This window comes from Christiangramia sediminis, assembly GCF_020552705.1.
GTDB lineage: Bacteria > Bacteroidota > Bacteroidia > Flavobacteriales > Flavobacteriaceae > Christiangramia > Christiangramia sediminis.
Window position 1 is genome coordinate 93,369 of the sequence record NZ_JAJBZG010000001.1, and the last position, 19,814, is coordinate 113,182.

The window sequence follows — 19,814 nt, forward strand, 5'->3', positions numbered from 1 at the left end:
ATGAGCCTCTCCACACTTAAAAAGAAATACATAGACCCTCAACTGGTGTTATTACTGGCCGGATTTTATTTGTTATTTGACCTCGTATTAATCGTGAAGGTCGCTTATATGCGTACTTATATGCGCGCGGAAGAAGGAGGGGAAAAATTTCTTTGGTCAGAGTTTCTGGTGCAAAACCTTCTTTTTGATTATATTATTGTGGTAAGCTATATGACACTAATTGCCATTAGCACGAAACGATTCCTGAATAAAAATTATTCCTGGGTCAAGATCATCTCCATCCACACGCTGTTTTCAATTCTCATTGGGCTTATAATTAGATTTATTTTCGACTTTTATTCTATCATTGCCGGGCGAATAGACATTGCTGATTTTAATCTTAGAAAAAGTATCAATGCTTTTATCTATGTGATAGATCTTAACTTTTTGATCTATTTCGCGATGATCTTTATTATTTACACCTACTATTATTTACGACAGGTAAAACAGGCAGAAAAACGGCATTCCAAACTCGAATCCCAATTGGTGAATACACGAATGAAAATGCTTTCTTCCCAGTTACAACCACATTTTTTGTTTAATACGCTTAATTCTATTGCAGTCCTAACCGATATGGATACCAAAAAAGCAAAGGATACCATTGCTGATTTGAGTGATTTTTTACGCGAAATTCTTTATAACAGTGACCGGAATAGGATCACCCTGGATGAAGAATTGAGAATTCTTGAATATTATCTAAATATTGTGAACGTTCGGTTTTCAGATCATCTTACCATTACCAAAAATATCGATGAGTCCTTATTGTTGAAAAAAGTGCCTGCCATGCTCCTTCAACCGGTAATTGAAAATTCTATCAAACATGGATATTCCTACGATCATACAGATCTTAAAATTGATGTTTCTGTGTACCAGGAAAACAGAATGTTGGTTATAAAGGTTGAAAATGACGGTGCTCAGATTACTGAAACCCACGCCCAACTGATGAAAAAAGGAGTAGGCCTGAAAAATATCCACGACCGCTTAAGTAATTTGTACAAAGACAAATATTTTTTCGAGATCAGAAACAGGGAGAATAATAATGGAGTGGAAACAATTATCAAGATCCCGGAATAGACAGTCTTTTATACTAACATTTCTATTGCATCTTATCAATTTTTCAATTAAATTAAAGATAGCTTTTTAATTGAAAAAATGAGAAAGTTTAAGAAACCAAAATATTATCCTCCTGCAGAAGAAAGATTAAATATAATTTCTCATGGGATAGGATTTGTTCTAAGTGTTGTTGCTCTCGTAATGCTTATTTTAAAAGCTCATAAACTTGGCGAAAGTAAGCATCTGGTAAGTTTTATAATTTTTGGAGCCAGCATGGTGCTGGTGTATGCTGCCTCCACTTTTTACCATAGTGCCAAAACCCATCGTTTGCGAATTAGACTGAATATCCTTGATCATGCAGCTATTTACATTCTAATTGCCGGAACTTATACTCCTTTTGCACTGGTAACTCTAAACGGAATTACAGGTTGGACTCTCTTATGGGTGGTTTGGGGTATGGCCCTGGTGGGGGTGATTTTAAAACTTTTTTATGCCGGCAGGTATCAGTTACTGTCTACTATAATGTATGTAGCCATGGGCTGGCTCATTATCTTTGCTATTAATCCTCTGATCAATAATTTATCTACTCCCGGTTTATGGTGGTTGTTTGCAGGAGGTATCTCCTATACCATTGGAGCTATACTATTTATGCAGAAAAGGATTCCCTTTAATCATGCTATTTTTCACATTTTTGTCCTTTTGGGTACTTTCGCGCATTTTGTGAGCATCTATTTTTATATTCTGCCTTCGGCTACGACGCAGTAGCTTGGCAGCTGTAAGCTATTTACAAGGCATCGGAATAATTTTCTGCTATCTATTATATAGCTTAAAAAATCCCCATAATTAAATGAGGATTATTTTTAAATTATTTGTGAAATATAGTTAGGCCTTTGCTTTTTTAATGATCTTTTTCTTTGCCAGCTTTTTCAATTTTTTTTCTGTTTTCTCTTCTTCTTTCAGTGTTTTTTTGAGATGCTTGCGAACAGTTTTCAATTTCAGCGTTTTTGCATAACGGTAAGCCGTGTCATAACCTGCAATTTCATAGTGCTCAACTCTTCGGGCACAGGCAATAAGTCCCGCATCCATGACTTCATCACTGCTTTTCTCGCTCATTAATCCCTGGCATTCCTGAATGAGTCCAGCCATGGCATTACATTTTGTACTACCGGGATTGATATCCATTTCTTTACAAATTTCCTGTATCCTTTCTAAATGTCTTTCGGTTTCTTTTAAATGCTTGGTAAATCCCTTTTTCAGCTTTTCATTACTAGCCGCTTTTATCATTTCAGGTATAGCGTTCATTAACTGTTTTTCTGCTGAATAAAGGTCTTTTACCTCATGTTCGAGTAATTCTGTTAGATTCTTCATATTTTTTGGTTTATCCTAAAATACTGAATTTCAATCATAAAGAGTCCTAGCTTAATTATAAAATAGGGTTAAAATTGAATGCATAAAGCTTTAGACCATATTGAGCCAGTAAGATTTTTGAAATGCCAGGTCATTTTTTTCCTCTTTTTCTTTTAGGTCATGTAAGAGTTTGAGGGAAGCGGGTACCGTATCACTGCATAATACAATCAGCGAATCTTTCCTGGCGTTCTCAATGGCATATTTTATAGATTCTGCTTCAGAGCCGGCAATTTTAACCGGAATTTCTTGTGCTACCTGGTTTATTCCCTTTCTCAAGAGGCAGATAAGCTGTTCAGCAGATTTTCCTCTAAGATCTACATCATCTCTAATGATGATCTCGTCAAACATTTCAGCTGCAATTTTTCCTATTTCTTCAGTATCTCTTTCCAGGCGGTCTCCAATACCGGCTATGATCCCAACCTTATGTGAATAATCCAGTGAGTCGGTAAAAGTTTGTAAAGCACGCATTCCGGTTGGGTTGTGCGCATAATCTAGTATAAAACTGAAATTTTTAAATTTGAACATATTCAACCTGCCTGGCGTTTGGGCATCTGAGGGGATAAAACTTTGTAAGGCCGTTCTCATATCTTCAATACTGAATCCGCTTAAATATGAACTAAGAACGGCGGGGAGTATATTCATAATCATGAACCTGGCTTTCCCTCCAAAGCTTAATGGAATATCTACAACCTTCATCACGCGCATTTTCCACACGCCACTGGTGAGAATAACATAAGACTGTTCTAAAATTGCGGTAACACCACCCTCTTCCTGAAATTTCTTTATTCTTGGATTATCCTCATACATAGAAAATAAGGCAATATTGCAATTCAGGTTATGTCGCATATTATAAACGAGGTCATCGTCGGCATTTAAAATGGCATAACCACTTCTTTTAACCGTTTCCGGGATTACAGATTTTACCTGCGCTAATTGATTTTGAGTATGTATGCCCGCCAGTCCGAGGTGATCGCCCTCAACATTGGTGACAATCCCAATATCTGAATTATCAAAGGCCAGACCCGACCTAAGCAATCCTCCACGGGCACATTCAAGAACCGCAAAATTTATAGTGGGATCACGCAGAACAAGTTCTGTACTAACCGGTCCTGTACAATCACCTGTCATTACCATTTGATTCTGGATGTATACACCATCTGAAGTGGTATAACCTACCATTTTTCCACTTAATTTAGCGATATGTGCAATTAGGCGGGTAGTGGTGGTTTTACCATTAGTACCGGTAACTGCCACAATAGGGATCGTGCCGGTATCTTTCTCTGGGAATAATTCGTCAATTACATGAGCTGCCACATTCCTGCCTAATCCTTTAGTAGGAGCCAGATGCATACGAAAACCGGGACCGGCATTCACTTCAATTACTGCACCACCGGTCTCGTCTATGGGTTTGCTAATATTATCGGTTATAATATCGATCCCACAAATATCCAGATCTATAATCCTGGCAATTCTTTCCACCATGAAAATATTAGAAGGGTGAACAATTTCTGTGACATCTTCAGCGGTACCTCCCGTGCTAAGATTTGCGGTGTCTTTAAGAATCACGGCTTCATCTTTGGGCGGGATAGATTCCAGATCATAGCACTGTTTTGCAAGAAGCTGCAAACTATGATCATTTAACTCTATCCTAGTAAGTACATTTTCATGCCTGTAACCTCGCCGGGGATCTTTGTTAACCTCTTCTATCAATTCTGAAATACTTGAAGTTCCATCTCCCATTACTTGTGCAGGGGATCGTTTGGCTGCGGCAACAAATTTGAAATTAATTAATAGGATTCTGTAGTCTGAGCCATGGATATGTTTCTCAATAATTATGAGATCTGAAATTTCCTTTGCCTTAAAAAATGCTTCTGTTGCCTGTTCCAGATTTAAAATATTGGAAGTTATTCCGCGGCCATGGTTCCCATTAATGGGTTTAATTACTATGGGGAATCCTATATGCTCACAGGTTTCCTGTAATTCTGATATATCACGAATAATCTCTCCTCTGGGTACATTGATCGCTGCCTGTTTTAATAATTTTTTTGTTTCCTCTTTATCACACGCAATGTCTACTCCTATATTGCTGGTTTTGCTGGTTATGGTAGCCTGAATTCTTTGTTGATTAGCTCCATAACCCAATTGGCAAAGAGATCCTTCATCTAAACGCATCCAGGGAATACCGCGTTTTTCAGCTTCTTTAATAATAGATTCGGTGCTGGGTCCTAATCTGCCATCTTCTTTTAACTCCCTTAGTTCCTGGATATCCTTTTCCAGATCATAATTATTTCCGGCGATTAAAGCTTTACAGATCTTTACTGAAGCCCGGGCAGCATATCTGCCGGCATTTTCTTCTTCATAAGAAAATACCACATGATAAACTCCTTTCTCACCATAACCACGGGTTCTTCCAAATGAAGTGCCCATTCCGGCCAGATTCTGTATTTCGAGGGCAATATGTTCAATTACATGTCCCATCCAGGTGCCCCGCTCGAGGCGGGCATAAAAACCTCCAGGCTTCCCCTCAGAACAATAATGTTCAGCAAGCCCGGGCAGTAAATTTTTTAAACGCTGATTAAAACCTACTATCTCATTGGATGGGTAATTCTCCATCTCCTCCAGATCAAGTACCATTACGATCAGCTTATGACGCCTAACCGACCAGTAGTTAGGGCCACGCATTGTGGTAATTTCCTTAATTTTCATACGTCTTAGGTTGTTGATTTTTAATGAATTAAATAAAATTAGACTATTTCGCTGAACAACTGTATTTTAGTATTCTAAAAGTTGCGTTAATGAAATCTAAAGGAACATTAATTCCTATTGGTGGAAATGAAAACAAGGGAACCAGGACCAATGAAAAATTTCATACGGAAAAAATTGAAAAAGGAATTCTTTCCAGGTTAGTGATTGAAAGTGGGGGAGTGAATGCATTGATTGTGGTTATTCCTACCGCTTCAAGTATCCCGGTTCAGGTGAGTGAAAGTTATCTTGAAGCATTTGGCAAGCTAGGATGTAGGAACATCAGAATAGCAGATATAAGAAGTCGTGAAGATTCAGAAAAACAGGAGAATATAGATCTTATTACGAAAGCAGATTGCGTAATGTTTTCAGGAGGAAATCAGTCGGAAATTATAAATAAAATCAAAGACACTTCCATTCATACAATACTCATGGACAGGTATCATAATAGTTCCCTGGTGATTGCTGGAACCAGTGCTGGGGCCATGTGCATGTCTGAGGAAATGATTACCGGCGGCAGACACAAAGAGGCTTTTGTGAAAGGAGCTGTTGGGATGAGTAAAGGAATGGGTTTTCTTCAGAAACTGATTATTGATTCTCATTTTATTAGACGTGGGAGATTTGGCAGATTAGCCGAGGCGGTAGCAAAATTTCCTGAAATGGTAGGCATCGGGCTCGCTGAAGATACGGGATTGGTTATTAAGGAATGTAATACTGTTGAGATCGTAGGGACCGGGATGGTCATTATTTTTGATCCGGGGGAACTTGAACATAACACAGAAAAATACGTAAAGAAGGGCGAATTAATGTCTGTAACGAATCTTAAAACTCATATTCTGGCCCAGGGTGATATATTTAATATAGAAAAACACCAGGTTAAGATATTACATGTGGAAACACCTTTAAAGGATATTCATTCTTCATAAATAGCAATCATTTTTTTGCCTGTGGAATCCTGCATTCCACGATACATTCCTTCGGTATTAAAAGGCATGGCAATATTCCCCTTAGTATCCACAGCGATTAAGCCTCCATCACCATTTATCTTTAAAAGTCTTTTATGAATAACTTCTTCCGCAGCGTTTTGTAAGGAAAGACCTTTATATTCCATCAGGCAGGAGAGATCATATGCAATTACACCACGTATAAAATACTCTCCACTACCGGTACAACTTACGGCGCAGGTTTCATTATTTGCGTAATTACCAACTCCAATTAGGGGGGTATCCCCAATACGCCCCCAGTTTTTATTGGTCATTCCTCCGGTGGAGGTTGCAGCGGCGACATTGCCTTCAACATCACAGGCAACTGCACCAACAGTTCCGAATTTTGAATCTTTTTTATCGCTGTGATCTAATTGAAAGTGATCACTGTCTTTTAGTTCCTGCCACTGCCGGTACCGAAATTCATCATAGAAGTAATCTTCGTTTTCTAATTTGAATCCATTTAATTTTGCGAATTCCAAGGCGCCGGAACCTGCTAGCAGAACATGTGGACTTTTTTCTAAAACAATTCTAGCCAGGGAAATGGGGTTTTTTATACCGGTAATTAAACTTACCGCACCGGCTTTAAGGTTTTTTCCCTCCATTATAGCCGCATCCATTTCATGGGTGCCATTTGCCGTAAAAACACTTCCTTTCCCGGCATTAAACAGGGGGGAGTCTTCCATTATTATTACCGCTTTTTCAACCGCATCTAATGCACTACCTTTTTTTTTCAGAATAGAGAAACCCTCCTCAAGGGCAAGTTTTAAAGTACTCCGGTAGGCCTTTTCTTTTTCCGGGGTCATTTTACCTCTGATGAGGGTCCCTGCACCTCCATGTATAGCTATCGAATAATTTGAATTCATTTTTAAGTGAAAATATGGAATATTAAGGTAGTGAAATTCAAATTTGAATGAGCTTAGGTTGCTGATAAAAAGAGGTTAAAATTTAAGTAGTTATTTGAACTTTATTACTTCACAGCAATAGCATTCCCTCCTTTATGTTAAAGAAGGGAAGTTTTAGTTTTTCTTAAATAATAAGTAACTGTAAAATCTTATTTCAGGCCTTTGGTTCGATATTCTGATTTACCCTGAAAAAATTATCCGGATCGTATTTAGCCTTGATCTTTCTTAATTTATCATAATTGTGCCTGAAGGATGCTTTCACACGTTCCTGGCCTTCTTCCATCATGAAATTTGAATAAGATCCACCCATAGAAAATGGATGTAATGCGTTCCAGTAATCCTTGCACCAGTCAGTAATTATCTGTGCTTTTCCCGGGTCGGGATCTACTCCTACAAATACTCCGGCATATTTCGCATCACGATAGGCCCAGGCTGTGTCTTCAGGCCCCGGTTTTGCGGCAGCACCGCTAATAGGATATAAATGCATTTGTGAAAGGGGAGTGGGGATCTTTGAGCCAAATTCTAAATGTTTCTTGGAAGCTTCTGGCAGGATATCACTAAAGAAATCACCTCTCCAGTACCATTGGAAACCTGGAGGCATTAAGCCGTCAAAAAGTGTTTGAATGGCCGGATAAGGCATTTCGCCCACATGTTCAAAAACAGGTTCCATGGCTTTTACCGGCTCAAAGAGTTCCTTGAATTTATCCGGGTTTCCTGTATAGCACCATACAATACCGCAAAACTTCTTATTATGAAGAAAATCGGGGAAGGGTGGACCGGGAATTACCATGGTTGCAACAAACCCGTTGAGGTCTTCCGGTTGCTTATGTAAAAATTCATGATACCATTTCATGATCTCTTCAGTTTTTTCGATAGGCCAGAGAGTAGGTCCGCCAATAACATTGGTCAAGGCATGTGCCTGAAAAAGGAAAGAGGTCACAATCCCAAAATTACCTCCACCGCCGCGAATCGCCCAGAAGAGATCTGAATTCTGATCTTTATTTACAGTAACCAGACTACCATCTGCCAGAACCATATCAGCTTCCAGTAAATTATCTATGGTAAGTCCAAATTTTCTGGAAAGATGACCAACTCCACCGCCCAGCGTTAGACCTCCTACACCTGTGGTAGAGATCATCCCTGAGGGAATGGCCAGACCATAAGCATGGGTGGCATGATCTACTTCTCCCCATAGATTTCCTCCACCCACTCTTACTGTTTTATTTGAAGCATCCACACGTACATATTTTATCCCGGAAAGGTCAATTACCAGGCCTTCATCACAAATTCCCAGGCCTCCTCCATTATGGCCGCCCCCTCTAACTGCGGTGAGTATGTTGTTTTTTATTCCGAAATTAACTGCCGTTACCACATCTGCAGCATCGACACATTTAATGATCATGCCGGGATGTTTATTGATCATGGCATTATAGATTTTGCGTGAATCTTCATAATTCACATCGCCTTCAAGAATTAACTCGCCTCTTAGGGCATGTGACAATTCCTGCATCTTTGAATCTTCCAGTTTTAGCGCCTTCATTCTGATCTATTTTAAAAATTTGATTGATATATTTATTTCCCGGGGGGAAGAGCAAAAGCAGAAGAAATGCAAAGGTGTAGATGAATTTTTAAAGCAGCAGGGCTATCCGTATCAGTTAATTTAAATAACTGAAAAACAGTATTGCAAGATACTCAATTCCATAGGAATACAACCTTCAAAATGGTATTAATTTCTGATAATCAATTGTTTAAATATAAAAATATATTTAAGAAGTCTTGAATTCAAAACTTTTAATAATATCCCAATGATGCCCATTATGTTTTAGCAGAACCAAGTTCTTAGCGGTGAAGGAGTTTTTATATTCTTTGTTTTCAAATTCATTCCAGATAGGGAGAAAATTACTTCTTTTCAGATCCCGTACGGCTATAGTTAAGTGTGGGTGAATTTTTGAAGAAATTTCATGATTTTTCAGAGGAATAAAAGACCTGAGTGTTTCCTGTAATTCAAAATGAAGCTTTATAAGATGCTGATGATCTGATACATTGACGAAAATGACATTTTTAGAGAATCTCCCAAACCCATCAAGTTCTACTTTAAAAGGGACTATTTTATTGGAAAAGGTTTTGATGTTTTCCAGTAATATAGCCTCGTTTTCTTCGTCGAATCTGAAAGGTATCTGAATGGTAATATGGGCTGGAAGTTTTAAAGCATGCTTTACATCATGCTCTTGCTTTATCTTTTCCTTAAAAGCTTTGATCTCACTTTTAATATTCTCAGGAGGTAAGATCGCAATAAAATACAGGGGATGCTTTTGATGGCTCACACAAATTTATTTTATGGCAATGATCCTTAACGGGCCACCGCTTCCACCTTTAATTTTTATGGGTAAAGCTATGATCTGAAAATCTCTGGAAGGTAATCTATCGAGATTCGCCACATTTTCAAAAGCAGGAATATTTCTGGACATCAAAGCGACGTGCGTGGCAAAGTCTGTAGATTGCCCAAAATCTATACTTGCGGTGTCGAGACCTACTGCTTTGATCTTCCTGTTTTCAATAAGCCAGATGGCGGCTTCAGTTGAAAGGCCTGGAAAATGAAGCTCCTTTACTGCCTCAGAACCTCTCTTATCTGTACCAAGATATTTTTTCGCATCGGGATAAAATTTTCCGAAGCCGGTCTGGAAAAGAACGATACTCTGTTCGGGAATTTTACCATTAGATTTTTCCCAGTCCTTAAGATCGTCTATGCTGATGATATAATCACTTGTTTTAAGCGCTTTGGCTGAGATGTCAATTTTAATTCCATTACCGATCAACTGTTTCAACGGAATTTCATCCAGACTTTGCATGTTCTCAGCAAAATGGATGGGCGCGTCAATATGAGTTCCACCATGTTCAGCAGTAGAAAAATTATTGGCTGAATAATAATATCCTTTTTCGGTTTTGCCTTTGGCCACCTCTTCAAGCTTAAACTCCCGGGCTGTTACCCAGTAAACCGTTTCATGCGAAAATGCATGGGTAAGATCTATAATTTCATGCTTATCGAAAGATAATTCCTGGCTTGTGACAGGATAGCTAATTATAAGTATGCAGAGTAGAATTAGATTTCTCATCAGTCTGGAATTTTGTTTCCATAAGTTATGAAATCAATTCCAGTTAATTTCAGTGTATTTTCCGATTCTTTTTTTGAAATCTTTCGGACTTTCAGCATAGATAAGTTCCCCTCTAGTTTTTGCGTTACTTCTTAAGGAATTACTGTATTCATTGATGATGGCTATCATAAGTTCACGATGGGTTTCCTCTTTTAAGCTGAAATCTCCGGCAAGTATTTTTTCTTTTAATACCATAAGATCATGGTCATTTCCTAAAAGATCTGCTAATTCGTGAATCTCAGCTTCCAGGGTATCAAAAAAGTTAGGCCAGGTATCCTGAAGCAATAGCGTTTGATACCATAAATACTTTACCCGTTTTCTCCATTCATGAAAGTTTTCTTTTTCCGGGGTCTCATATGCCTTTTGCAGTGCCATCTGTCCGCGTTTGTATACACGTTCAATACTTGGTAAGATAATATCAATATTATTTGATTCTACCGGCCAGCTGGTCAGCTCTTGTTTTGCTTTTTTCAATTTTTTGACCAAATGTTCTGAAAAGAAGTTTTGTGATCTCAAATTATTCTCCATCTGTTCGCGTTCTTCCTCTATTTGTTTGGAAAAAGTTCTAAAGAAGTTTACATAAAGATATTTTCCGAAACGTTCATTCAGCATTTCCAGGGTCTCCAGATGTGCAGTGAGATCACGAAAATCTGAGATTTCTTTTCCCAGGTCCCGAAAATAAATATTTATAGATTTATAATTGTCTTCGCCCATTTCATCCCGCACCAGCCTGCAGAGCGCTCTAAGTTTTTTGAGACGCTTCCGTATGTCGTGAATTGCCTCGTGTATATTCAGAGTTTCCAGAGCTTCAAGGCTTGCCTCAATCTCCTCGTTGGCGATGCTGCTAATATTTTTTATTAAACTCTTTTCTTTATTCAGTTTATAGACCATTTTCAGAATTTGTAATGAAGATACTTATTTGAAGGCATAGAAAAACTTAGAATTTTATTAAAAAAAATCCCTGCTCTTAAGGAACAGGGATAGAATAAATTTATATAAGAACCATTTACCTGGCTTCTGAAACTGGTCTGTTTTCTTCGGTTTCCGGATTCCCAATAAAATGGATCTTCAGTGCATCATAACTATTGGAGCGAATTCCAATAATTCCGAATTTTTCCTCACCCGGATTTATTGTTTTTCCGATCAAATTATAATTTTCCAGATCATTTTTAAATCTTTTATTGGCTGAAGATGCCTTTATCAGGTTGTACCCGGCAAGACCAGGTCCCAGTATGAGTCCTATAGGAAAAAAACTTTGACTTTGGGTATACCCGTTGGAAGTGGTGGTAGTTGTAAGATTAGTAGGTGTTAGTAATAAATACAACAAATGGTAAGCGCCTTTTTGCTTTAGGTCACCAAAAGTCTTTTCCTTACTTAGCATCATGATATTAGTACCGTCTTCATAAGCTATTTGAAAATCCTTTCCAAAAACTAATTGTCTATCGGTATTGTTGGTAATTCCCAGGGCTATTAATCTTACATCGTTCTTTTTTTCCTTTTTAGCATATTTCTTTGGAAGCAGGTCGTACTTATATGCTAAAGAGATCCCTTCTTCTGACTTTTTCTTAGAGTTATAATTAAGATTTTCCGGTTGAATGGATTGATAGCCCGAGGCACAGCTGGTCATATAAAACAATCCGGCTAAGGCAAAAACTAGCTTTAAAATTTTCATTGAGAACTAACGGTTTAAGTTAAAATTTTAACAAATAAATTAAAAATCAACGGTTAGTTCTAAAAAATTTTAGCTTATTTTTAAATTAATTTCTAATATTATTATTTCCAGAACAATAGAATAAATGGTAGATGGTGATGTTTCGATTTTTGTTTATAATTTCTGTTAGACTTAAATAATACTTAACCAACCAGATGACCTCCCTACAAGTCTTCGCAATTTTATAATATGAGAAGATTTCCTGTTTTATTAGTTCTTGCAATTATTTTTTTTAGTTCCTGCGCCAAAGACGATGATACTATTCCACCGGAGCATCCACAAGGAACTTTGCAGGGAGTTTTTATTGATTCCCCGGTTGAAGGCTTAAAGTATGAAACTGAGACCCATTCCGGATATACAGATGAAAATGGTAATTATGATTACGAAGAAGGGGAGACCGTAACTTTTTATGTTGGTGGCATAAAACTGGGAAGTGCGTCTGCATCTGAAGAAATGTCCCCAATTTCTATTGCTTCGACTCCCGATGCTACTATTGAGACCCTGGAAGTTCAGAATATCGCTGCATTTCTGCAAACTCTGGACGAGGATGGGGATCCGGGAAATGGTATCCAAATTTCTCCAGCAGTAGCAGATGCGATTAGTATTTTAGAAATAGATTTCACTCAAAATATCATTCAGATACTGGGAGAAATCGCTTTAGAAGTTTTTCAAAATACCGGGGTTAGTCTTGAGGTTGTCTATCCAGAAAGAGCAGCTGCTCATTTAGCTCAGACTTTAGGATTGGAATTTGCCCCTACAGATATGTTTTCTTTTAACTTCCTTCCTGCTTTTACCAATTATTTTGGAGTGGAGAGGCATTATGAACTATGGAAGGGTGCAACTAGGGCTGTGCTTTGGAAGCATGAATTTGATAGTGCAGGAAAATTAATCAAATCTATCGCTTATGAGAAATATCCTTTTAGAATTTTTAAAGAATTTTATTTTTCAAATTATGATTCAGTTAATTTGAGTGTTGATTTGAAAATTCAAACAAATAATTATCATGGATGGCCTTCCACTTATACTGAAAACTATACAATACGATATTCTTCTGATTATTTAATTACAGATTTGACTACTGGAGCAGGTGTCATTTTTAAAAGAAAAGAGTTTGAAGCTTTCAGTTCTGAAAACTGGGTCACCTCTTTGGTTTCATACAATTCTGAAGATCAGTTAGTCTTTACTCATAATTATGAATACGATTCAAAAGGAAATATTATTAGAACTGAAACTTTTGGGATAGATGGAAATTTAAAGTCCTCGAATGAATTTAATTATTCCGATGTTGATGAGGTAAGGACAGCGCTTTACTTAAACAGTGATGATTCTCAATCTACTTTTGAATATTCCTATAGAGATGATCATACATTAGAAAAAGTTGAAGAAACATTTTCAAATGGAAATGCAATTTTTTATTATTCTGAAGAAGAACTTTTAAAAGAGTGGGTCATTTTTTATAATAGTGGCTACAAGATTGTATTTACCTTCGAAGCTACAGAAAAAGTTGAGAAAAATTTTTACGATGGGGTACTTACTGATATCTACTATTACAGGTTTGAAGATGGAAATTATAGTGGCTGGGTTTATAAGTATGAGTGGTATGAAAATGGAATTCTTAGAGAACGGACTGTTTTAAATGAAAATTATAAAAGGGAATCCTTTGAATACTTTTATGATAATGGGAATTTAGAATATAAGGAATTTTATGATCAGGATGGAACCAGGATATATACAGAATATTATGATGAAAATGGAAACCTGATAAATACCCAATATCATAATTAATAATAAAAAAGCAGCCCGATGGCTGCTTTTCTGTTTATTCTTTATCAACCAACTCTTTGGGAGAAGTTTCAAAGTTAATTTCTATCTGGTGTCTTGTAAGATCTTCAAAAGTTTCACGTTCTCTTATAAGATGGGCTTTGCCATTATACCACATTACTTCAGCTGGGCGATACCTGGAATTAAAATTACTGGCCATAGAGAAACAGTAGGCTCCGGCATTACTGAAACTTAATATATCTCCCTCACGTATTTCTGCGATCCTTCGGTTATTTCCAAATGTATCGGTCTCACAGATATAGCCCACCACGCTATAAAAACGCGGTTTTGCTTCGGGATTAGAGATATTGGTGATCTCGTGATGTGATCCATAGAACATAGGTCTTATTAAGTGATTGAAGCCTGTGTCTATTCCTGCAAATACTGTAGAAGTAGTTTGTTTGATCACATTTACCTTAGCTAGAAATTTTCCTGATTCACTTACAAGGTATTTTCCGGGTTCAAAAGCAAGCGCAAGTTCCCTACCATATTCTTTACAAAATTTCTCAAATTTCTCGGTTAATTGTGCTCCAAGATCTTCGATATCGGTCTCAATGTCTCCCTCCCGGTAAGGAACTTTAAAACCACTTCCGAAGTCGATAAATTCTAATTCCTTAAAATTACGGGCAGCTTCGAAAAGAATTTCTGAAGCATACAGAAATACCCCAATATCAAGAATGTCACTTCCCGTGTGCATATGAATACCATTAATATGCATCCCGGTGTTTTCTACGATCCTCAATAAATGCGGCATTTGATGTATACTGATCCCGAATTTAGAATCTATATGTCCCACTGAGATCTTAGAATTCCCGCCCGCCATTACGTGCGGATTGATCCTGATACAAACGGGAATTTCAGGATGTCTGCTACCAAATTGTTCTAATACGGAAAGATTATCAATATTGATCTGCGCTCCTAATTTCACAACTTCTTCGATCTCCTCCAGTGAAACCCCATTTGGAGTGTATATAATTTTAGAAGGATCTACTCCGGCTTTTAAACCAAGTCTGACTTCCTGAACAGATACAGTGTCAAGTCCACAGCCCAGCAAATTCAGAAGTTTCAGAACAGAGATATTTGATAATGCTTTTACCGCGTAATGAATTCGAAGTTCATTTACTTTAAATGCATTGGTAAGCCTCTGGTATTGTGAAATAATCTTATCGGCATCATATACATATACCGGACTATCAAATTCTTCAGTGATGGAAAGTAGATCTTTCTGGGTCATTTCTTTTAAATATTTTGAGCAAAAATAAATTACTTCTTAAAGTACGAATAAGGCTTATATCAAATATAACCGATTTGTACATTTTGTAATTTCTGAAAGCAATTAAATTTAAGTATTACTCAATTCCAGTTTCGCAGTTTGCTGTCGTCTTATCATTATAACTCCCAAACCAATAAAAATTCCAATTCCAGCCATCGCAGCTCCTATGTATTGTGCGGAAACAATGCCATAACCATAAGCTATTGGTAAACCAGCCAGGTAAGCCCCGCTGGCATTTCCCATATTAAATGCACTCTGATTTAGAGAGGAACCTAGCATTTCAGAACCTTTTGCTGAATTGATCACAGCCATTTGTATAGGAGTGGCGATACAAAAGGCAATTAAAGGGAGTATAAATGTCATTACAAGCACACCAATCTGGTCATAGGCCAGGAAGGTATTGGAAAGTAGCGCAATTACCATTAAGACTAAGGCGATAATGACTGCATTTATTGGCTTGAACATTTCTGCGAGTTTTGCACCCAGAAAATTACCTGCCACCATCCCTAATCCCGCAAGGATCATAGCATAACTTACAATATTGTCATCATGACCGGCCACATCTGTAATTAATGGAGCTATATAGCTGTACCAGGCAAAAAAACCACCAGTTCCTATGGTTGTTAAAAGAATGATCATCCATAATTCAGGTTTCTTAAGAACTTTTATATCTTTTTTGAAACCGTTTGATTCATTTTTAGGCAATTCAGGCATCCAGAATTTTACACTAAGAACCGCAAATATCCCTACAACACCAACAGCAAGAAAGGCTACTCCCCATTCAAAATTCTGTCCCAACCAGGTTCCTAAAGGAACTCCTATAACATTTGCCACGGTAAGTCCGGTGAACATGATAGCTATTGCCTGTGCATCCTTGCCAGGTTTGGCAAGTTTTCCAGCCACTACTGCACCAATCCCGAAGAATGCACCATGTGGCAGTCCCGATAAAAATCTGGAGATCAATAAAAGCATATATGAATTTGAAAAAGCAGAGAGGGTATTGAAAATGGTAAACCAGACCATTAGTCCCAGAAGAACCTTATGCGGTGGCCATTTATTTCCAAAAACGGTAAGTAAGGGTGCACCCACTACCACGCCCAGGGCATAGGCAGATATAAAATGGCCGGCCTCAGGAATAGTAATGCTGAGAGCTTCAGCAACTTCAGGTAGTATTCCCATGATCACAAACTCCGTCATTCCAATTCCAAAACCACCTATCGCTAATGCTAATAAAGCCTTTTTCATAAGCAACTATTAAACGAGCAATTTACAGGAGAATGAAGTTTAATGCCAGAGATATCCATTTTTTCTACGATAACCTTTTCGTTATGAGGCTTCATTTTGCCAAAGCATTGAGATTATTGGATTTCCCTGATTAGAGAAGCGTTAAGAAGCTCAAAAAAGATTGGTACAATAGTATGTATTTGTTACTTTTGCCTTCCATAATAAAACAGAAGAAATAGCTGATTATGAATATACACGAATATCAAGGAAAAGAGATTTTAAACAGTTTCGGAGTTCGCATTCAACGTGGGACTGTGGCAAGAAATGCCAAAGAAGCAGTTGAGGCTGCCAAAGAACTAACTGAACAGACCGGAACTGGCTGGCATGTGATCAAAGCGCAGGTACATGCAGGAGGCCGTGGAAAAGGTGGTGGGGTAAAACTTGCTAAAAACCTAAAGGAAGTTGAAGAGATTGCAGGAGAGATCATTGGGATGAATCTTGTTACTCCTCAAACTTCTGCTGAAGGTAAAAAGGTTCACCAGGTTCTCGTAGCTGAAGATGTTTATTATCCTGGAGATAATGAGCCGGAAGAGTACTACATGTCTGTATTGCTTAACCGTGCTACCGGTCGTAACATGATCATGTATTCTACTGAAGGTGGGATGGATATAGAAACTGTTGCTGAAGAAACTCCAGACCTTATATTCACAGAAGAAATAGATCCTTCTACAGGACTTCTAGGTTTTCAGGCACGTCGTATCGCATTTAACCTTGGATTAAGCGGGAAGGCATTTAAAGAAATGACGAAATTCGTAATGTCTTTATATGAGGCTTTCGAAAAATCTGATTCTTCATTATTCGAAATTAACCCGGTGCTAAAAACAAGTGATGATTTGATCATGGCTGTTGATGCTAAGGTAACTTTAGATGATAATGCACTTTTCCGTCATAAAGACTATGCTGAAATGCGTGATGTTCGTGAAGAAAATCCAACTGAAGTTGAAGCTAGAGAAGTTGGACTTAACTACGTAGATCTTGATGGAAACGTTGGATGTATGGTAAATGGTGCCGGACTTGCCATGGCAACGATGGACCTTATCAAGCAAGCTGGTGGTGAACCTGCAAACTTCCTTGACGTAGGAGGTACTGCAGACGCTAAAAGAGTAGAAGAGGCATTCAGACTTATCCTTAAAGATGATAAAGTGGAAGCTATACTTGTAAATATTTTTGGAGGAATCGTTCGATGTGACCGTGTAGCTCAGGGTATTGTTGATGCATCCAAAAATATGGGAGATGCGATGAATGTGCCAATTATTGTGCGATTACAGGGAACAAATGCCGATATCGCAAAAGAACTTATAGATAACAGTGGACTTAAAGTGTACAGTGCAGTACAGTTCCAGGAAGCTGCCGATAAAGTACAGGAAGTTCTTTCCTAGTATATAAATTACATATAAAAAGAACCCCACGCGCTTGCGTGGGGTTTTTTTATGCAATTATTTTAAATACTATCCATCTTTAGTACAGTGTTCATTCTCAAAATGTTAAACCGTATTTTTTAGTGTAACGATTCTCTTTTTCTATCGTCTTTTAAATAGAACAACTAAAGAATAATTATGAAAAGGATCCATTATTTTCTCTTCGCTGTCATATTTTTTGCCATTGCAGGTAAGGCTAATTTAAATTTAGATAGAGATATGGGATATGCCGCTCTTTCAACAGATACTAAAACCGAAAATGTTGATCAATTTTTTAAGTATAAGGTAAACCATTTACAGTTTGATGAACCACAAAAAATTAGGAGTTGTTCGATCAAATCTGCTATCTGTTCTCATGCCTGAGAATAATGGTCCAGTGCCTTAGAAATTGAAGGAACTCAGTTAATAAAAAGAAGATTTTTAATTTACAAAAAGATTAAAAATATTTGATTATCAGTGAATTATATATAAATATTTTTGTTAAATTCCTATTTAGTATTTATCTTTAAGTGTGTTTTTCTGAAAAATATGAAAAGCCGTCTTTCTCTAAAGCATTTACGTTGAAATACTGTTGAATTTGAATTAGCCAACATGAAAAATTTTGCAAATCGCGTATGCAAAAACTATAGAAAGACGGCTTCTTTATGAAATTAAGATTTATCCTTTTCAGGATACCATTCCATTAATTCAACCTGAATATCTTTATCTCCTTCATTTACCAGCGTCTTAAATTTTTCCACGTCTGAAAATCCATCTTTTCCTCGATAGTGATATGGGATAACCTTCTTAGGTTTAAAAGCTAGAACCCCTTCCGCAGCCTGATCTACAGGCATGGTATAAGGTAAATTCATTGAAACCAGGGCTATATCAATATTTTTTAGATCACGCATCTCGGGAATATCTTCGGTATCTCCGGAAATATAAAGTCTCTCGCCATTTTTTTCCAGTACATATCCGTTACCGCGTCCCTTAACATGCATTGCATCCTTAGTCTGCGGAAGATTATACATGGGTATAGCCCTAACCGTGAAACCCATAAATTCTTTTGAATCTCCATTGTTTATTACAACAAGGTTTTCTTGCATCTCTTCCGGTAATTTTTTCTGTACTGCATCTGGCACCAGAATTTTTGTTTCTCCCAGGTTAAGAGCCTGAAGCGTCTCCGCATCCATGTGATCTCCATGTATATCGGTGATAAGAATAAAATCTGGTTTTTGCATTCCTTCAAATGCCTGTGCTCCACCCACAGGATCGGTATAAAATACCTTGTCTCCCCATTTAAATACTGCCGTGGCATGTGAAATTGGGGTTATCTCAATTTCGGTGGAATCAGATTCCATTTCGTTGGGAGTAGTGTTTTCAGCTATTTCAGTTTTAGCTTCATTTTCAGAGTCTTCAGAATTTTTGTCATTTTTACAGCCTATTAGCAGAATACTAAAAGCAATAAGGGTAGTTATTTTTCTCATAATCAAAATTTTATATAAATGTAAAGAAGGCTCTATGGAGTAAGCTTTACATTAATAAATATTTATGAAAGGTTTAGACTCATTTTAATATCACCTCGCGTATAGGGATTATTTTTTTCGATGGGAATTTCTTCAAAGCCATATTTTTTATAAAGATGTATGGCATTTTCCAGTTTTCTGTTACTATAGATTATAAGTTCCTTCCATTCATTCTTTCTGGCAAAATCTATAGTATATTTCATTAACTGCTGACCTATTTTTTTTCCGCGGTGTTCCGGTTTTACGGCCATTTTTGTAAGTTCAAAAATATTATCCTCCATTTTCATAAGAGCTACACAACCTATGATAGAGTCATCCTCTTCCTTTACAAAAAGTATATTCCCGCCGGGATCGATGATATATTTTTTAGGATTACCCAGAACATCTTCGTCATGTGGCTCTACCCAGAAGAATTCTTTTAGCCAGTGAAGGTTCATATTCTTAAATTCTTCGGAATATTCAGGTTGCCAGGAGACTATTTCCATTTCAATTTTTTTTAGAATTCAAAAATATTAAATACA

18 protein-coding genes are annotated in these 19,814 nt (G+C 37.4%); 6 read left to right on the top strand and 12 right to left on the bottom strand.

Annotated elements, in window-relative coordinates; genetic code table 11:
• The gene (locus LGQ90_RS00415; protein ID WP_229336985.1) at positions 1 to 1,113 is read left to right on the top strand and encodes a sensor histidine kinase; all 1,113 of its coding nucleotides are present in this window, start codon (positions 1 to 3) and stop codon (positions 1,111 to 1,113) included.
• 78 nt (positions 1,114 to 1,191) lie between these two features.
• A complete protein-coding gene (gene trhA / locus LGQ90_RS00420; protein ID WP_229336987.1) occupies positions 1,192 to 1,857 on the top strand; it encodes a PAQR family membrane homeostasis protein TrhA in 666 nt (221 codons plus the stop codon).
• Between the two features lie 117 nt (positions 1,858 to 1,974).
• Here the strand turns inward: trhA and LGQ90_RS00425 are convergent, their stop codons facing one another.
• Positions 1,975 to 2,460 (bottom strand): ferritin-like domain-containing protein, encoded by a 486-nt coding sequence (locus LGQ90_RS00425; protein WP_229336989.1) that lies wholly within the window; start codon positions 2,458 to 2,460, stop codon positions 1,975 to 1,977.
• A gap of 90 nt (positions 2,461 to 2,550) precedes the next feature.
• Positions 2,551 to 5,205: a cyanophycin synthetase gene (gene cphA / locus LGQ90_RS00430; RefSeq protein WP_229336991.1), complete on the bottom strand. Its 2,655-nt coding sequence runs from the start codon at positions 5,203 to 5,205 to the stop codon at positions 2,551 to 2,553.
• An 89-nt stretch (positions 5,206 to 5,294) separates the two neighbouring features.
• Between cphA and LGQ90_RS00435 the strand changes: the two genes are divergently transcribed.
• Positions 5,295 to 6,167 (top strand): cyanophycinase, encoded by an 873-nt coding sequence (locus tag LGQ90_RS00435; protein ID WP_229336992.1) that lies wholly within the window; start codon positions 5,295 to 5,297, stop codon positions 6,165 to 6,167.
• Here the strand turns inward: LGQ90_RS00435 and LGQ90_RS00440 are convergent.
• The 6 genes from LGQ90_RS00440 to LGQ90_RS00465 form a co-directional block, all read right to left on the bottom strand.
• Complete coding sequence (locus LGQ90_RS00440) at positions 6,155 to 7,090, bottom strand: isoaspartyl peptidase/L-asparaginase family protein (RefSeq protein ID WP_229336995.1); 936 nt, start codon at positions 7,088 to 7,090, stop codon at positions 6,155 to 6,157. The genes LGQ90_RS00435 and LGQ90_RS00440 overlap by 13 nt on opposite strands.
• A 193-nt stretch (positions 7,091 to 7,283) precedes the next feature.
• Positions 7,284 to 8,669: an FAD-binding oxidoreductase gene (locus LGQ90_RS00445; RefSeq protein ID WP_229336997.1), complete on the bottom strand. Its 1,386-nt coding sequence runs from the start codon at positions 8,667 to 8,669 to the stop codon at positions 7,284 to 7,286.
• A gap of 226 nt (positions 8,670 to 8,895) precedes the next feature.
• The gene (locus LGQ90_RS00450) at positions 8,896 to 9,453 is read right to left on the bottom strand and encodes a 2'-5' RNA ligase family protein (protein WP_229336999.1); all 558 of its coding nucleotides are present in this window, start codon (positions 9,451 to 9,453) and stop codon (positions 8,896 to 8,898) included.
• 6 nt (positions 9,454 to 9,459) lie between these two features.
• The gene (locus tag LGQ90_RS00455; protein WP_229337001.1) at positions 9,460 to 10,242 is read right to left on the bottom strand and encodes a cyclase family protein; all 783 of its coding nucleotides are present in this window, start codon (positions 10,240 to 10,242) and stop codon (positions 9,460 to 9,462) included.
• Between the two features lie 33 nt (positions 10,243 to 10,275).
• A complete protein-coding gene (locus tag LGQ90_RS00460) occupies positions 10,276 to 11,172 on the bottom strand; it encodes a CHAD domain-containing protein (protein ID WP_229337003.1) in 897 nt (298 codons plus the stop codon).
• Between the two features lie 115 nt (positions 11,173 to 11,287).
• Complete coding sequence (locus tag LGQ90_RS00465; protein ID WP_229337012.1) at positions 11,288 to 11,953, bottom strand: hypothetical protein; 666 nt, start codon at positions 11,951 to 11,953, stop codon at positions 11,288 to 11,290.
• A 228-nt stretch (positions 11,954 to 12,181) separates the two neighbouring features.
• Between LGQ90_RS00465 and LGQ90_RS00470 the strand changes: the two genes are divergently transcribed.
• The gene (locus LGQ90_RS00470; RefSeq protein WP_229337014.1) at positions 12,182 to 13,777 is read left to right on the top strand and encodes a toxin-antitoxin system YwqK family antitoxin; all 1,596 of its coding nucleotides are present in this window, start codon (positions 12,182 to 12,184) and stop codon (positions 13,775 to 13,777) included.
• A gap of 34 nt (positions 13,778 to 13,811) precedes the next feature.
• Here LGQ90_RS00470 and lysA read toward each other — a convergent pair whose 3' ends face one another.
• Positions 13,812 to 15,047, bottom strand: a complete 1,236-nt coding sequence (gene lysA, locus LGQ90_RS00475) for a diaminopimelate decarboxylase (RefSeq protein WP_229337016.1) — start codon at positions 15,045 to 15,047, stop codon at positions 13,812 to 13,814.
• A 108-nt stretch (positions 15,048 to 15,155) separates the two neighbouring features.
• Positions 15,156 to 16,331 (bottom strand): MFS transporter, encoded by a 1,176-nt coding sequence (locus tag LGQ90_RS00480; RefSeq protein ID WP_229337018.1) that lies wholly within the window; start codon positions 16,329 to 16,331, stop codon positions 15,156 to 15,158.
• Between the two features lie 224 nt (positions 16,332 to 16,555).
• Here LGQ90_RS00480 and sucC point away from each other — a divergent pair, with 224 nt between their 5' ends.
• Positions 16,556 to 17,749 (top strand): ADP-forming succinate--CoA ligase subunit beta, encoded by a 1,194-nt coding sequence (gene sucC / locus LGQ90_RS00485; RefSeq protein WP_229337020.1) that lies wholly within the window; start codon positions 16,556 to 16,558, stop codon positions 17,747 to 17,749.
• 177 nt (positions 17,750 to 17,926) lie between these two features.
• Positions 17,927 to 18,151, top strand: coding sequence for a hypothetical protein (locus LGQ90_RS00490; protein ID WP_229337022.1), 225 nt, complete (start codon positions 17,927 to 17,929; stop codon positions 18,149 to 18,151).
• Positions 18,152 to 18,438: 287 nt separating this feature from the next.
• Here LGQ90_RS00490 and LGQ90_RS00495 read toward each other — a convergent pair whose 3' ends face one another.
• Both LGQ90_RS00495 and LGQ90_RS00500 read right to left on the bottom strand, forming a co-directional pair.
• Positions 18,439 to 19,254: an MBL fold metallo-hydrolase gene (locus LGQ90_RS00495; protein WP_229337024.1), complete on the bottom strand. Its 816-nt coding sequence runs from the start codon at positions 19,252 to 19,254 to the stop codon at positions 18,439 to 18,441.
• Between the two features lie 62 nt (positions 19,255 to 19,316).
• The gene (locus LGQ90_RS00500) at positions 19,317 to 19,778 is read right to left on the bottom strand and encodes a GNAT family N-acetyltransferase (protein WP_229337026.1); all 462 of its coding nucleotides are present in this window, start codon (positions 19,776 to 19,778) and stop codon (positions 19,317 to 19,319) included.
• Positions 19,779 to 19,814 lie beyond the last annotated feature (36 nt).

Coding starts and splice junctions, on each gene's coding strand:
- lysA (WP_229337016.1), bottom strand. CDS start 15,047: ATGACCCAGAAAGATCTACTTTCCATCACTGAAGAATTTGATAGTCCG.
- cphA (WP_229336991.1), bottom strand. CDS start 5,205: ATGAAAATTAAGGAAATTACCACAATGCGTGGCCCTAACTACTGGTCG.
- LGQ90_RS00425 (WP_229336989.1), bottom strand. CDS start 2,460: ATGAAGAATCTAACAGAATTACTCGAACATGAGGTAAAAGACCTTTAT.
- LGQ90_RS00495 (WP_229337024.1), bottom strand. CDS start 19,254: ATGAGAAAAATAACTACCCTTATTGCTTTTAGTATTCTGCTAATAGGC.
- LGQ90_RS00415 (WP_229336985.1), top strand. CDS start 1: ATGAGCCTCTCCACACTTAAAAAGAAATACATAGACCCTCAACTGGTG.
- LGQ90_RS00440 (WP_229336995.1), bottom strand. CDS start 7,090: ATGAATTCAAATTATTCGATAGCTATACATGGAGGTGCAGGGACCCTC.
- LGQ90_RS00470 (WP_229337014.1), top strand. CDS start 12,182: ATGAGAAGATTTCCTGTTTTATTAGTTCTTGCAATTATTTTTTTTAGT.
- LGQ90_RS00480 (WP_229337018.1), bottom strand. CDS start 16,331: ATGAAAAAGGCTTTATTAGCATTAGCGATAGGTGGTTTTGGAATTGGA.
- LGQ90_RS00465 (WP_229337012.1), bottom strand. CDS start 11,953: ATGAAAATTTTAAAGCTAGTTTTTGCCTTAGCCGGATTGTTTTATATG.
- sucC (WP_229337020.1), top strand. CDS start 16,556: ATGAATATACACGAATATCAAGGAAAAGAGATTTTAAACAGTTTCGGA.
- LGQ90_RS00445 (WP_229336997.1), bottom strand. CDS start 8,669: ATGAAGGCGCTAAAACTGGAAGATTCAAAGATGCAGGAATTGTCACAT.
- LGQ90_RS00460 (WP_229337003.1), bottom strand. CDS start 11,172: ATGGTCTATAAACTGAATAAAGAAAAGAGTTTAATAAAAAATATTAGC.
- trhA (WP_229336987.1), top strand. CDS start 1,192: ATGAGAAAGTTTAAGAAACCAAAATATTATCCTCCTGCAGAAGAAAGA.
- LGQ90_RS00500 (WP_229337026.1), bottom strand. CDS start 19,778: ATGGAAATAGTCTCCTGGCAACCTGAATATTCCGAAGAATTTAAGAAT.
- LGQ90_RS00455 (WP_229337001.1), bottom strand. CDS start 10,242: ATGAGAAATCTAATTCTACTCTGCATACTTATAATTAGCTATCCTGTC.
- LGQ90_RS00490 (WP_229337022.1), top strand. CDS start 17,927: ATGAAAAGGATCCATTATTTTCTCTTCGCTGTCATATTTTTTGCCATT.
- LGQ90_RS00435 (WP_229336992.1), top strand. CDS start 5,295: ATGAAATCTAAAGGAACATTAATTCCTATTGGTGGAAATGAAAACAAG.